At 49.8% G+C, this 14,240-nt stretch carries 14 protein-coding genes; 8 read left to right on the top strand and 6 right to left on the bottom strand.

Annotated features, from left to right (window positions below; genetic code table 11):
• Positions 1–3: 3 nt before the first annotated feature.
• The 4 genes from treZ to R6H26_RS15270 all read right to left on the bottom strand — a co-directional run bounded on the left by treZ (position 4) and on the right by R6H26_RS15270 (position 4,981).
• Positions 4–1,824: a malto-oligosyltrehalose trehalohydrolase gene (treZ, locus tag R6H26_RS15285; protein ID WP_404783478.1), complete on the bottom strand. Its 1,821-nt coding sequence runs from the start codon at positions 1,822–1,824 to the stop codon at positions 4–6.
• A gap of 240 nt (positions 1,825–2,064) precedes the next feature.
• Positions 2,065–3,402 (bottom strand): bifunctional ornithine acetyltransferase/N-acetylglutamate synthase, encoded by a 1,338-nt coding sequence (gene argJ, locus R6H26_RS15280; protein ID WP_404783476.1) that lies wholly within the window; start codon positions 3,400–3,402, stop codon positions 2,065–2,067.
• 112 nt (positions 3,403–3,514) lie between these two features.
• Positions 3,515–4,726 (bottom strand): bifunctional phosphopantothenoylcysteine decarboxylase/phosphopantothenate--cysteine ligase CoaBC, encoded by a 1,212-nt coding sequence (gene coaBC / locus R6H26_RS15275; RefSeq protein WP_404791340.1) that lies wholly within the window; start codon positions 4,724–4,726, stop codon positions 3,515–3,517.
• 42 nt (positions 4,727–4,768) lie between these two features.
• Positions 4,769–4,981, bottom strand: a complete 213-nt coding sequence (locus tag R6H26_RS15270) for a DUF2555 domain-containing protein (protein ID WP_404783474.1) — start codon at positions 4,979–4,981, stop codon at positions 4,769–4,771.
• 364 nt (positions 4,982–5,345) lie between these two features.
• On the opposite strand from R6H26_RS15270, the gene R6H26_RS15265 reads away from it, so the two are divergent.
• The 3 genes from R6H26_RS15265 (at position 5,346) to R6H26_RS15255 (ending at position 7,334) form a co-directional block, all read left to right on the top strand.
• On the top strand, positions 5,346–5,684 hold the full coding sequence (locus R6H26_RS15265; protein WP_404783472.1) for a LapA family protein: 339 nt from the start codon (positions 5,346–5,348) through the stop codon (positions 5,682–5,684).
• 164 nt (positions 5,685–5,848) lie between these two features.
• Complete coding sequence (locus R6H26_RS15260; RefSeq protein WP_404783470.1) at positions 5,849–6,601, top strand: segregation/condensation protein A; 753 nt, start codon at positions 5,849–5,851, stop codon at positions 6,599–6,601.
• Positions 6,602–6,770: 169 nt separating this feature from the next.
• Positions 6,771–7,334, top strand: coding sequence for a Uma2 family endonuclease (locus R6H26_RS15255; protein ID WP_404783469.1), 564 nt, complete (start codon positions 6,771–6,773; stop codon positions 7,332–7,334).
• Positions 7,335–7,371: 37 nt separating this feature from the next.
• On the opposite strand, the gene R6H26_RS15250 is transcribed toward R6H26_RS15255, so the two are convergent.
• Positions 7,372–7,590: a hypothetical protein gene (locus tag R6H26_RS15250; RefSeq protein ID WP_404783467.1), complete on the bottom strand. Its 219-nt coding sequence runs from the start codon at positions 7,588–7,590 to the stop codon at positions 7,372–7,374.
• Positions 7,591–8,607: 1,017 nt separating this feature from the next.
• Between R6H26_RS15250 and R6H26_RS15245 the strand changes: the two genes are divergently transcribed.
• The 5 genes from R6H26_RS15245 (at position 8,608) to R6H26_RS15225 (ending at position 12,990) form a co-directional block, all read left to right on the top strand.
• A complete protein-coding gene (locus R6H26_RS15245; RefSeq protein WP_404783465.1) occupies positions 8,608–9,033 on the top strand; it encodes a hypothetical protein in 426 nt (141 codons plus the stop codon).
• Positions 9,034–9,108: 75 nt separating this feature from the next.
• Positions 9,109–10,476: an IS4 family transposase gene (locus tag R6H26_RS15240; RefSeq protein WP_404783463.1), complete on the top strand. Its 1,368-nt coding sequence runs from the start codon at positions 9,109–9,111 to the stop codon at positions 10,474–10,476.
• A gap of 184 nt (positions 10,477–10,660) precedes the next feature.
• The gene (locus R6H26_RS15235) at positions 10,661–11,629 is read left to right on the top strand and encodes a reverse transcriptase domain-containing protein (RefSeq protein ID WP_404783461.1); all 969 of its coding nucleotides are present in this window, start codon (positions 10,661–10,663) and stop codon (positions 11,627–11,629) included.
• A gap of 180 nt (positions 11,630–11,809) precedes the next feature.
• On the top strand, positions 11,810–12,088 hold the full coding sequence (locus R6H26_RS15230; protein WP_404783459.1) for a hypothetical protein: 279 nt from the start codon (positions 11,810–11,812) through the stop codon (positions 12,086–12,088).
• 98 nt (positions 12,089–12,186) lie between these two features.
• Positions 12,187–12,990 (top strand): DNA-methyltransferase, encoded by an 804-nt coding sequence (locus tag R6H26_RS15225; protein WP_404791338.1) that lies wholly within the window; start codon positions 12,187–12,189, stop codon positions 12,988–12,990.
• Here R6H26_RS15225 and R6H26_RS15220 read toward each other — a convergent pair.
• Positions 12,973–13,701, bottom strand: coding sequence for a hypothetical protein (locus R6H26_RS15220; protein ID WP_404783458.1), 729 nt, complete (start codon positions 13,699–13,701; stop codon positions 12,973–12,975). The two genes, R6H26_RS15225 and R6H26_RS15220, sit on opposite strands and share 18 nt — an antisense overlap.
• Between the last annotated feature and the right edge of the window lie 539 nt (positions 13,702–14,240).

Below are 14,240 nucleotides of genomic sequence, written 5' to 3'. Positions count from 1 at the left end.
GACTCATGCTTCGTAGAGGGCAAAGCTGATGGGGGCTAAGGTGAGGGTCTGAAAGGGCTGTAATGTTTCGGGCAATGACGAACCAGGTCCGTTCCAGCAAAGATCGGCAGTGTCTAGGATTTTTTGCCAAGCTGCTGGAGGCAGGGCAACGTCAGAGGTCGCGGGTCGATCGTTAAAGTTCAGCAAATAAAAGACTTGACGCGCAGCGCTGGTGCGGTGCAGGAAGATTAGCTTTTCTGCTTCGTTGCTCGAAACTTGAAGGCAGGTTTTGTCTAGTTTTTTCAAAGCAGGATGAGTGCGGCGGAGGCGAATGAGATGCTGGTAAAACTGCCACAGTACGGCATGTTTTCCTTCATATTGAGCGTCCCAATCCACCTTGCTTTTGGCAAAAGTTTCAACCGCTGCGGGATCGTAAGCGTCACCGGCAAAGCCAGCAGCTTTAAATTCGTCTTCTTTGGCAGTTTTAACAGCTCGAACGAGATTGGGATCGGAGTGGCTGATAAAGTAGAAAAATGGCGATTTTTCGCCGTACTCTTCGCCCATGAATAGAAGGGGCAGGTAAGGAGAAAGTAAGACGGTCCCTGCTGCTAACTTCAGCCCCTCAAAGGAAACGAGCTGGGGTAGGCGATCGCCAAACAGCCGATTGCCAACTTGGTCGTGGTTTTGCGCGCACACGATAAACTGATGGGCTGGTTCTGCAATCGAGGAATTCCCGTGGGAGCGTTTGCGAGCGGGGGCGTACTGACCGGAATAAACAAACCCTTCCCTCAACGATTTTTCTAAATCCTTACAATGACCGAAGTCTTGGTAATAGTCTTGAGACTCACCCGTTAGTAGAGTATGGAGCGCGTGGTGGAAATCGTCGCACCATTGAGCGTCAAGTCCGTACCCCCCTACTGCTCTCGGTCGAATGACGCGCGTGTCGTTTAAGTCGCTTTCCGCCGTTACGTAGAGCTTGCGTCCCATCTGTTGCGAGAGGATTTCTACTCGCTCTGCCAATTCTGCTAAAAAATGTTTTGCGCCCAAGTCATAGATGCCCTGAATTGCATCGAGCCGCAGCGCGTCAATGTGAAATGTTTCCAGCCAGTACAGCGCGTTTTCAATAAAAAAATTGCGAACCCCATCGCTATAGGCACCATCAAAGTTAAGGGCTTCCCCCCACAGACAGCTATATTTTGAAGTGAGGTAGGGGGCAAAATCGGTGAGGTAATTCCCTTCTGGACCCAAGTGGTTGTAGACCACATCCAGTACGACAGCAATGCCTTGCTGGTGACAAGCATCGACCAATCGCTTCAGTCCCTGTGGGCCGCCGTAGCTGTTCTGTACGGCATAGGGATAAACACCGTCATAACCCCAGTTGCGATCGCCTGAAAACTGTGCCACTGGCATGAGTTCGAGGGCGGTAATGCCTAATTCCTGGAGCCGCACTAGGCGGGGAATAATGGCATCAAACGTACCTTCTGGCGTAAAGGTTCCTACGTGGACTTCATAGATAATAAAGTCTTCTAAAGCAACGCCAGCCCAGTCTCGATCGTGCCAGGCAAAAGCTCGATCGACCACCTCAGAGGCACCGCGAACCCCTTCAGGCTGAAACTGAGAGGCGGGGTCGGGACGTTCTAGGCGACCGTCGAGCTGATAAATATAGCGAGTACCAGGGGTAATATTTGTGGCGCTGACCTGCCAGTAGCCTGGCTCGATTTGCTTCATAGGCAGCAGCTGCTCCTCAGAAGATAGAATTTTGAGCGCGACGCGATCGAGCAAAGGTGCCCAAACGGTAAATTGATATGTTTCTTTGCCTAAGACCCGAACACCTGCGCTGACCATTGCCTTCAAAAGTTGCTACACAGCGTAGATGACTTCTAGTCAACTTACAAAACTAAAAAAATTAAAAGAACTGTCTTACAGTAGATGTTGAGAATTTGGGATGCCGCAACACGCGAGTCATGTCGCAGTAAGTACCTTGTATTTACTGCGGCATGGCTCGTGCAGATGGGAAACTTCAATTTCCTGAGATCGCGCGGTCGATTGACCCATCTGACTCGCGAGTTGCTTTTTGCAAGGCGATCAGGTTGTATATTCAGCGTTGATTTTGACGTAATCGTAGCTCAAGTCGCAGCCCCAAGCGGTTCCAGTGCCTCTGCCATCCCCAATCGACACTGTAACGACAACCGGGCGATCGATGTGCTGCACGATGCCCTCGCGGCTGAACGGCAAGTTTTTCCCTTCCGTGGAAATCGCCAGATCGTTGCTGTTGGCCGTTGCAACGGCATTGCGCGGCAAGCTGCTTTGCTCGGCGGTTTGCTTGAGATAGGCGATCGCCGCCCCTCGGTCGAATCCCTGGGGTGTCCCGTTTTCCATTAGTAAAAAGTCTCCCAACCGAATCGAGAGCTTTTCGGGACTGAAGGATACCCCAGCCCGGCCCGCCGCCGCCGCAATCCGGCCCCAGTTGGGATCGCGCCCAAACACCGCCGCCTTAAATAACATCGAACCCGCAATGGTTCGAGCCACCTGCCGCGCCGAAGCATCGTCCGTCGCACCGCTGACGCGCACTTCAACCAAACAAGTTGCGCCTTCTCCGTCGCGCGCGATCCGCTTCGCCAGATCGGTACAGACCTCCGTCAGCATTCCTTCCAACAGTTCGGCCTCGGGTCCCATTTCCGTAATGGCTGGCGTGCGCGACTGACCGTTGGCGAGGGCCAACACCATATCGTTCGTACTGGTGTCGCCATCTACCGTGATTTGATTGAAGCTGCGGTCTACGGCGCGACCGAGCATCTGCTGCCACAGGTGGGGCGATACGCCCGCATCGCAGGTAATAAAGGCCAGCAATGTTGCCATATTGGGATGGATCATTCCCGATCCCTTGGCAATGCCGCCTACCCGCACGGGGCGATCGCCGATCGTGGACTCGAGGGCGATGCTTTTCACGACTAAATCTGTCGTAATAATGGAACCCGCCGCCCGATTCCCGCCATCTGGTGTCAGGTCGCCCATGAGGGGAGCGATCGCCGCTCGCATCTTTTCCATCGGGATCTGCTGACCGATCACCCCCGTGGAGGCAATCAGCACCTGCTCCGGTGGAATATCGAGCGCTTCACCGATTAACTGGGCCTTTTCTCGGACCGCAGCCCAGCCCTGCTCTCCCGTTCCGGCATTGGCCTGTCCCGCATTGCACAGAACGGCCTGAGCGGTAGGCTTCGTCTCCAAGCACTGACGGCAATAGTCTACGCAAGCGGCCCGGACTTGATTGAGGGTGAAGACTCCTGCGGCGATCGCGGGCACGTCCGAGACGATCAGCGCCAGATCTGGCAATCCCGAAGGCTTCAAACCCGCCGCAATACCCGCCGCCCGAAAGCCCTTCGGCGCCGTTACGCTGCCGGAAACGACCTGCCAGTCTGCCATGGAAACTCCTCTTTGGGCGCAAGTTACGATATTCAGACTCTTATCTTAATGCGCCCTAGGCAGCGGTTCAATGCCTTGAATCCCGGATCCGAGACAAGAACAGCGATCGCCTTCAAGTCAATTTTGCAATCAGGTCTAGAATTCGATGGGCCATCTCCAATTTGGTGCAGTGGGGGATGGGGGTTTGATGGCCCTGGGCGTCGATGAAAATAGCCTGGTTGCGATCGCCCCCGAAGCCGCTATCGGCCACATCGATCGGATTGGCCACAATGGCATCTAATCCTTTGCGTTTGAGCTTTTCAAAGGCAGGGGGCGCGATGTCTCCCGTCTGGGCCGCAAACCCGACGAGGCGCTGATGGGGTTGCTTGAGCTGGCCGAGCGCCTGCACGATATCGGGGACGGATGCCAAGGGCAAAGCCGCTGGTAGCTCGTGCTTCGGTAGCTTGGTCGTCGCGTACTGCTGCGGTTTCACATCTGCCACTGCCGCTGCCATAATCGTCCAGTCGGCCTGCGGGAATGCGGGCACCAGCGCATCTTGCATTTGCGCGGCACTCACGACATGTGTAACGGCAATGGTGCTTCCCGACGGAACCTCTAGCAGCGAGGATGCCTGCACCAATTGAACCGTTGCACCTCGATGCCAAGCCGCCGTCGCCAGGGCTAATCCCATCTTTCCGGTGGCTGGATTGCCCACAAACCGAACCGGGTCGAGATACTCCCGCGTTCCGCCGCTACTAATTAAAAGGCGTTTTCCCGTCAAGTCTCGAGTTCCCTTGCTATGAAGCAGGGAGGACAGATAGGGCACGATGTCCTCCGGTTCTGCCATCCGACCCGTACCGACGGTATCGCAAGCCAGCAACCCTTCCTCTGGCCCGATCGCGTGGAACCGCTCTAAGTCCTTTAGAGCCTGCCAGCGCTGTCGAACGGTCTGCTGCTGCCACATCGCCGTATTCATCGCTGGCGCGACGAGAATGGGGCAGGTCGAGGCCAGTACTGTGTTGGTCAATAAATTATCTGCCAGCCCTAAGGCCAGTTTGCTCAGGGTATTGGCCGTGAGCGGGGCAATCAAAAATACATCCGCCCATTCTCCCAACTGAATGTGGAGCGGGCGATCGTGCGCTGCTGCCCAAAACGATTCGTCCGTGTAGGCGGGATGGCGGCTGAGGGTGGTAACGGTCAGCGGCGTCACAAAGCGCTGGGCGGAATCCGTCAGGATCGCCCTCACTTCTACACCGGCTTTTGCCAAGGTGGAAATGACTTCGCAGACTTTGTAAGCCGCAACACCGCCGCCAATTCCCACTAAAACGCGCTTGCCTGCCAGCACATCGCCCATGGCGACAGACTCTCCTAAGCTTGAGTGAGGGGGCTAAGATTCGTCAAACGCTTCTAAATCCAATAAATACAGATAAGGCTCGACCAATTCGGGGCGCTGGAATGCAAGCGCGCGGAGGAGATGCCAATCGTTGAGGGCTTCAAAGGGGGAGCTGTAGTCATCCTCTTCGAGGCGCAACGCGAGATTGGAAACGTCTGCTTCCGTCAGAGCGGCGATATCGGGACGATCGATTTGGGTTGCATTCATAACATCTGCCCTCTAAATCGGATAAAAGGTCTTAAATCCGAATGGTGTTGGATCGGTGAAGTCATCCCACCCTGGCGTTGACCGAGATGGTGCGCTCTAAGATTGCAGAAAAAAAGCACTGCTTTCTAACTCTCACTAAAGCCATCATACCCTCAGGCTCTTGAGAATGGAACTTTCTAAACTTTGTTAGCGGATTCGGATATGAGTCCCCTCGGGCCGCTACACTCTTGAGGGATACGGGATGCGGGGGCTGTTGTCAAGGTTTCTAAGTATTACGGAACGTTGCGCTTTGGGCAGACAAGAGCAGCGAAAGTTTTCTATATTAATTCGGTTACGTTGATTTATCAGGTTTGGGAGTTGACTGATGCGGCAGGTTAATTTCTCGATTATTTTTGTGATTTGCTTGGCTTTGGTCCTGTTTGGCATTGAAAATACCCAGCTTGTGGGCATCAAGATCGTTGAAGGGGTTGAGTTTAAAGCACCGCTTTCCATCGAGCTCATTCTTGCGATGGGGATTGGAGCGGTATTGGCTTGGGTCTTTAGCGTGTGGACTCGCCTGCAATCGGTGCTTGGCACGAAGCAAGACTTAGAAGAACGGGATCGGGAAATTGAGATTTTACAGGCAGATATCGAGCGTTATAAGGCTGAAATTGAAGAACAACAGCGTCTTTTGCCCAGTGCCAAGATGACCATTGATGCGTAGCAGTTCTCGCAATTTTTAGCTTTTTTTGAATTGCGTTCGCGAGTACCGCATCGGTAAGATGCGGTACTCGATATTAGAAGCGGCATTAAATCTTTTAATTTTGCAGGAATGCTCGACTTTCAGAGTCGTACCCGATAAGATTAGCTCGAACCTGAGTCCTCATTATGAGTCATTCGTTTGCAGATGACGCGATCGCCCTTCTCATAGACTTGGCGCAGCGTGGAGAGATCGATCCTTGGGATGTCAATGTGGTGGAGGTGTTCGATCGGTTTTTGAGCGAACTTTCCCTCAGCCACCCTCAAGATCTGGCGACCTCTGGCCAAGCATTTTTGTATGCCTCCATGTTGATTTTGTTGAAGGCGGAAACTTTGGCGGGCTTGAACCCTGCGGAAGAGGTGGTAGAAGAAGCGTTTGAGCTTTTAGAATTTGAAGATGGAGATTTTTTGGGCGGGACTTTGCCCCTCAACCTGGAGCGACGCTTGCACCGCCGTCCGGTGGCGCATCCTTTCCCACGGCGGCGGGTGACGCTGGGAGAGTTAATTCAGCAATTGGAGTTGATTGCCGTTGCGGTGGATCGGCAGTCGCGGCTGGGCAAGGTCAAAAAGGTCTTGCGGCCCACTCGCGCCCAGTCTATCAAGGCTATCTCCCAGCTCTCCCACCCAGAAAACCTGACGGAGGTGGCGGGGGAGCTGGAGCTAATTTTGGCGGATACCTGTCTGAACGATCGGTGGTTGGACTTTGAAGCGCTGCTGGAAATCAAAAACGATCGGGTGGGTTTATTTTGGGCGTTGCTGCTGCTCAGCGCTCAGGGCAAAATCGAGCTAGAACAACAGGAATTTTATCAAGATCTGCGGTTGCGTCCCGTTCGAGCGATCGCCGAGGTCGAACTCCCGGTATTTAATTCGGCGGCATCTTAAAGAAAATAGGTCTGCACCGGACCTAGAAGATGGCAAGTTTCTTCTAATGGCTCGCGGTGTTGAGCAATCGACTGGCAATACTTCAAATGCAAAACATTCAACATTGACTGAGCTACACTGACGACATGAGATAAGGCAATACGCTCTAAAGTTGCTTAGGTCGAGTTTTATGGTTCAAACACCCACTCAACTCATCACGCTAGAAGAGTTTCTGCGGCAGCCCGAAACAAAGCCTGCCAGTGAATATATAGACGGTCAAATCATCCAAAAGCCAATGCCTCAAGGCGAACATAGTACGTTGCAGCGAGATTTGACGGGAGATATAGACAACACTCTCAGCCCATTGAAAATTGCCCATGCCTATCCTGAACTTCGATGTACTTTCGGCGGGCGATCGCTTGTCCCAGATATTGCAGTTTTTCGTTGGGAACGTATTCCTAGAGAGCCAGATGGCAGGGTATCCAATCGGTTTGAACTGCATCCTGATTGGGTTATCGAAATTCTGTCCCCCGACCAACGCCAAACGAAAGTCCTGCGAAATGTTGTGCATTGTCTAGACCATGGTACGGAGATGGGCTGGATAATTGATTCTGAGGAATCCTGTATTTTTGTCTATCAGCCGAACCAAACGCCGCGATTTTTTGATGAGCCACAGATGCTGCTGCCAGTCCCCACCTTTGCAGGAGCGATTAAAATTTCGGTCAAGCAGCTCTTTGATTACTTGACTGATTAACCTCTGTTCATTTGTCAACGGAGTTAGCGAGACAATGCTACGTTCTCCGATCTGAGTGTTTGACTATGCCGAGTACCTGCTTTAGTGCCTCATCCGTCTTGCTTTCCCACTCTGGATCTGAGAATTCGATCGTCACTTCGGAGGGGCGCGTCCTGAGTTCCTGATAGATTGAGTGAACGGCAGGGGTACCTTTAAGATCCCAGAGCAGAGCAGTGAGCTGCTGCTTATTTAGGGAAGTCAGATCTAAATGGGTCATAGCTCGTAATCTCCATTAGGAAGAATGCAAATAACAGAACTCTCCAAGGCATCATAACGGCCAATGTAGACATAAAGATTATTGTCTGGAGCCAGTTCCACAAAAGAGATGAATGAGGACAACAGAACCGCCCGTCGAACGATTCTATAGAATGTGAGGAGTTGCTCGTCAGTCGGATCCATTCACTTGTCTTATTAATTAGGCTTACACCCTAACGATGTTTACACCAATGCAGTAAAGCGACCTGAACTGTTGAATTTATTGTACCGCCTGCGCAATGCATTGTGTGTGTTTTGTGAAGGGCGATCGCCCCACCACCCCAACAACTAAACTGTACAACTACAGCCCAAAAATCACACCACTTAAACTCAGCAATAAACCCAAAAATGAACTGAGAAAAACACTAGAAACTGCTGGAGGATCTAACGTTCCCGCTCACCGGACGCAGACAAACTTTGCGTCCTAACGATAGCTTATATTCGTTCCGGTGCAGCGGGCTTGTGTACGCCCAGCATGGGCATGAACTCATGAGGTGAAAGTCTTCTGTAGGAGAACCAACGTCCAAATGGTCAATTTATAGACCCGAGTGGCGCTAACTACTAGCTTAAGGCAAGGGCGTTTCCGCGAGGAAAGGTCTGAAGGAAGCCAGCGGCAAAACTGCGAGCTGACGAACAGAAACATCATAGAAGGCTGAAATTCCTGGGACGAGTTGGCACACCACAACGAAGTCCATTGGTTTAGGGAACACGGTAAATGATGCAGTTGGGCAGGGAAAGTTCATGTTCTTATCTGGGGAGGTCTGCCCCCCCTGACTGTTCGAGAGCCAAGGGAGTCTGAATGAGGGCCAGCCCGAAAGGACTGGAAACACCACAGAACCCTAACGCAACCCAAACAGCCCGTCGCTTGGCAACAAGCGACGAGAGGGCAGAAGTCAGCCGAGGCCATAGTAGTCAAACGCTTTCCTGTAATGGAAAAGACAAGGCGAAGGGCCGAACCAAACCGAGAAAAGGAGGAGCCATGGAACACTCAAACACTTTGACGAACCCGACCGGGGGAGAAGCGCCTTGGCGTGGAACCATGCAGCCAGCCTTAGAGATAAACCTGATGGAGCAAATCTTATGCCCAGGGCACCTGCACCGAGCGTGGAAACAGGTAAAGTCAAACAAAGGAGCCCCCGGCATCGACGGAATGGGCCTCAAAGACTTTCCAGACCATGCTCGTCTTCACTGGGACGAGATTCGCCAATCCTTGCGGGACGGCACCTATCAACCCTCCCCTGTGCGTCGGGTCGTCATTCCCAAGCCAGGAGGAAAGGGAGAGAGATTGCTAGGAGTACCGACGGTCATAGACCGCGTGATTCAGCAAGCCATCCTGCAAATCCTAACCCCCATGTTTGACCCTGAATTTTCAGACTCAAGCTATGGATCAATGCCACTGAAATAAGGAGACAAAAAAATCTGCAAGGCATGATTTAGAAGCATCATAGCCTTACAGACCAAAATAATACCTCCTTATCTTATGCTGAATCGTGCCGAAATTCTCAAGCAGCAGTTCAATCAGAGTATTGGATTACCTTGGTTGAAGATATTGCCAGCGTCGCGGATTGAAGAAATTTTAGTAGAAGAAAATATTCAGTATCGAAACTGTGTGTATACGCCGATTGTGACGCTATGGGCACTCCTGTCTCAAGTTTTAGACCCGGATAAAAGCCTCAGCAATGCCGTCAAACGGATTACGGCTTGGGTGGGAGCGGCAGGCGGAGACAGCCCCTCCCCTGATACTGGAGCCTATAGTAAAGCCCGTCAACGATTGAGCGAAAGCGTCTTGCAGCGTCTGATTCCCGATACGGCGGAGTCGTTAGAACAAACGATTCCCTCGACCGAACAATGGTGTGGACTTCGGGTGCGGGTCTATGACGGTACCACAGTGCTGATGAGCGATACGCCTGCCAACCAAGCCGATTATCCTCAACACAGTAACCAAAAGCCAGGGTGTGGATTTCCCATCGCCAAGCTTGTGGTGGTCTTCTCCTTAATGACAGGTGCGGTTGTGTCGGCTTGCGTGAGCTGTTTTAAGACCAGTGAGCTGGAATTGAGTCGTCTGCTGTATGCGGACTTAGTGCCTGGGGATGTAGGGCTCGGCGACCGAGCTTATGGAACTTTTACAGATCTGGCCTTAGTCCAAGCCCAGGGCGCTGATGGGGTGTTTCGTAAGCATCATGCCCGTCATAGCGATTTTCGTCGAGGTCAGAAGCTGGGTATTGGAGACCATGCTGTTCGATGGCATAAACCTTCCAAACCTCCTCAACACATGAGTGAGGAAGACTTTAGCCAGTTGCCAAAGTTTTTAGATGTTCGCGAGGTGTCTATCCTAATCCGTCGTCCAGGTTTTCGAGACCTACGAATCATTATTGTCACGACTTTACTCGATGCCAAACGCTATAGTGCCAAGCAGTTAGGTCAACTCTACGGTCTGAGATGGCAGGCGGCTGAGGTTAATTTACGACATCTCAAAACCACCTTGGGTATGGAGATGCTCAGCGCCAAAACCCCGCAAATGGTGCGCAAAGACCTCTGGGCACATCTATTGGCCTACAATCTCTTGCGAACCGTCATGCTCCAGACAGCGCAATCCTCAGAACAAGCCCTATCTCGACTGTCGTTGCAGGGAACTCGACAGCAGTTCCTACAAACAATAGGGTTGTTGGCAATTACAACGCAAAAGATACAGCAAAATTTGTATCGAGTTCTAATGGAGGTTGTAGCAAAGGACTTGCTGCCTTTGAGAGTTTTTCGGTCTGAACCCAGAGTGCTAAAACGTAGGCCAAAGCCATTTGCGCGAATGAATAAACCTCGTGCTGTTCTCAAAGCTGCTCTAGTAAATTGATTTAGCTTATTTCAGTGGCATTGAGCCTTAGTGGTGCAGAAAACTTTTTAGGCCTATTTAGAGCGGATTTACCATAGGCTCAAGCTACCTATTTCCGTTAATTTTTTGTATATTCTCAATAAATGGCCTTGTTGAGAATAACGAGTTTACAGGGTTTCAGGAGTTTTCTGCACCACTAAGGGCTTTGAGCTATGGATGTCGTCCAAAGCGAAGCGCCCACGGTGCGATCGAACAGGTAAAGGCATACGTCAAACAAGGATACCGAGTCGTCGTAGATTTGGACTTGGAAAAGTTCTTTGATAACGTCAACCATGATGTCCTAATGTCTAGAGTCGCCCGCAAGGTGCGGGACAAGAAACTCCTCAGCTTGATAGGTCGTTATCTGCGCGCTGGGGTCATGGTCGAGGGAGTCGTGCAAGCAACGGAATGGGGGACACCTCAGGGTTCGCCCCTATCGCCATTGCTCGCCAATATCTTATTGGATGACCTTGACCAAGAACTGCAACGCCGAGGACACCGCTTTGCCCGCTATGTGGACGATGTGGTCATATTGGTCAAATCATCGCGAGCGGGACGGCGGGTGATGGCGAGGGTAACTCGCTATCTAACCCAAGCGTTACGTCTGAAGGTGAATCCGCTTAAAAGTCGAGTGCGTCGAATTGAGGATTTGGAATATCTGAGCTTTACGTTTCAGGGCATCCGAATCATCTGGAGCGAGCGTGCATTCCAAGACTTTAAGCATCGGTTGCGCGGACTAACTTCGCGGCGATGGCGAGTGTCAATGGAATATCGAATTGAGCGGTTGAACCAATATCTAAGAGGATGGATGGGCTACTGTGGTGTTTCCCAACTGTATGGGCCGATTCCAGAATTAGACGGATGGCTGAGGCGACGGATACGGATGTGCTATTGGAAACAATGGCGCAGACCAAGGACGCGCATCGGCAACCTATTGCAACTGGGAACGTCTCGCAGTCATGCGATTTTGACGGGTCTTAGTCGTAAAGGCTATTGGCGATTGTCGAGAACGTTGGCGACGCAGACGGGAATGACCAATGAATGGTTAGCGAAACAAGGATTGCTTTCGATTCGCGACCTATGGATGAAAGTTCAGGGTTATGCAAAGAAGTCAGTCAGTTTGTCTAGCAGTTAGGTTTGGAACCGCCCATTGCGGAGCCGCATGATGGGTGGTGTGGGAGGGGGGATTCGTGAGGATTCTCCCTATCCCGATTGGGCTGCTGTTGACACGCAGAGATAGATAGGGTAAAACTATAGATACCTATAGGAGCCTATAGGGTTTTATCGTCCCTGACCAGCCTCTACAAGAGGAGCTATGTCTAAAACCTTCTTCCCAGAACTGTATGAATTGATTCCAGCAAGCGAACCATATTTGTCTGGCACTGAGTATAAGGTTTCAGTAGGACTTGAAAAATGGGATGACAAATATGTACCTGTGACTAAAGTGCAGATGGTGTTTGATGGAACTATTTCTGGTGCTAAAAGCCCCTCCTATCCATTAGGAACAGAGGATCATCTGAAAGTAGCTCTTGCCATAGACAGGCTTGTTGCGAAGAAAATGGGCAATTTGAATGAGGGAAACCAGGAAGAATGAAATTTACATCTCATGCACAGGCCAGTTCTGATGACGCAGCTAGTCTGACTGAGGAGTGCACCATAATTCATGGTGATTCCCGTATTGAGTTAGCTAAAATGCCTGAGAGCATTTTTCAATGCTGTGTCACAAGCCCTCCCTATTGGGGATTAAGAGATTACGAAACTGATCATCAAATCGGTGCAGAAGAATGTTTGGAAGATTACATAAATGATCTCGTGTCAGTGTTTCGCGAGGTTCGACGAACTTTAGCAAATGATGGAACACTTTGGCTGAACATTGGCGACTCGTACACCAGCGGAAACAGAACTTGGCGAGACCATGACAAGAAAAATCCAGCTCGTGGAATGGACTACAGGCCACCCACACCCAATGGGCTTAAGCCTAAAGATTTAATAGGCGTACCTTGGCGTATTGCGTTCGCGTTGCAATCTGACGGCTGGTATCTTCGATCAGATATTATTTGGCACAAACCCAATTGTCAGCCTGAATCAGTAAAAGATAGACCAACTCGCTCACATGAATATATGTTTCTTTTCTCAAAGTCAGAACGTTACTATTATGACAACGAGGCTATCAAAGAACCTACCTACACAAATGGTCAGAAAAAGAATAAACGAACTGTTTGGTTTATGAATGCTCTAGAAACAATTTGGAACATTAATACTGAACCATTTAAGGGTGCCCATTTTGCTGTATTTCCACGTTCCTTAATTAAACCTTGTATTTTGGCTGGAAGTCAGGAAGGTTCTTTCGTTCTTGACCCTTTTTTTGGTTCAGGTACAACGGGTGAAGTTTGCTTGGAAGTTGGAAGGAAATGTGTAGGGATTGAACTGAAGTCTGAATATATAGATATTGCAAACAATCGTCTCAGAAATTCTCAGCTACAGTTGAGCGTATAAATCAATAGGAGGAAATTGCCATCTCGCATGAACGCAGCAATATTTCTTAAGTAGACGCTTTATCTGCAATTTGCGTTCACTTCCTCCATCAAAATAAAGCTGAAATTTTTCTTCGCCAAGCTCATCTCGAACATAACAATAGCCAGGTTTAGGAAACTGCTTACTGCTAGTCATCATCCTTAGTTCTCCAACTCTCGCTTCCAACAGTAGAGTTTTTGGAATTTCGATAAGTTCATAAATCCAATCATTAGGAGATTTAGATAGAGTACGCAGCGATAAAATTCGTTCGTAAGAACTCATATGCCGAAAAAACTGATCTCTAAGTCTCATTAAATCTTCGGGAACATCACCCCACTGCCCCTGTCCCAGTTCCATAAACTTAGAGATATGGATTTCATTTTCCTTGATACTCCTATCTGCCTGTGTTTTCAGAGAAAACCTTTCTCCATTGATAGTGATATCGTGACCTGGGTTTCCTCGACTGGCTATTTCAGAATCATTTCCACAAAAGTTTGCAACTCTTTCCAATACATATTCAAATTTATCTTTTGAAAATGATTCTTTAGACATGCAATGGTGAATTAAAAGAGCATCACCAAAGCTATCCAGCATACAGGTATCAAATAGATTTGAGTCAATGATCTCGTAGCTGTGTGTGACAGTAAATTGACTAACAATTGATTCAACCCAGTTGATTTGAGAATTAGTCAATCCATGCAATCTCTCGACGAGAAGCTGAATTTGCCTTGATCTGTCATTGCTCATACTCAGGTAATCACGCAAGAAACGGATGCATTATAACCTGGCTGGCAAACTTAGCAACTCAACTCTGAATAAACAGATGGCTGGTCAAGACTGCCGCCACCAGAAGACGAAGCAGCCCAACAATTATTTAGACTGAATCGTTCCGTATATACATCACATACCTTCAGTAGATCGGTGTTCTTGACATGTATTAGACTGTTAGCCCGAATCATTCCGCATGACACCCTAATCAGATTTTTAGACTGAATTATTCTGCATAACACCCCACTAAAGGTTTTACACAGACTCATTACGCCCGTACAGCCTGATAAACTTAAGAAGATCAGTCACTTCAGCACCTTATCAGACTTTTAGACTGAATCATTCCATACAATATCCTTCTAAACAGTTAAAGCTTAAAAGGTATATGTGCTTATCTTTAAGAGTCAGTTTTGCGTTCTGAAAGTGCCAAGCATTATAGATTTTCACGGGCAGGAGAAAGCTTA

The sequence above is a fragment of the Altericista sp. CCNU0014 genome (assembly GCF_044923475.1).
Classification (GTDB): domain Bacteria; phylum Cyanobacteriota; class Cyanobacteriia; order Thermosynechococcales; family Thermosynechococcaceae; genus JAAURS01.
Note: the sequence above shows the minus strand (reverse complement) of the source record. Positions and strands in the feature narration are given on the sequence as shown.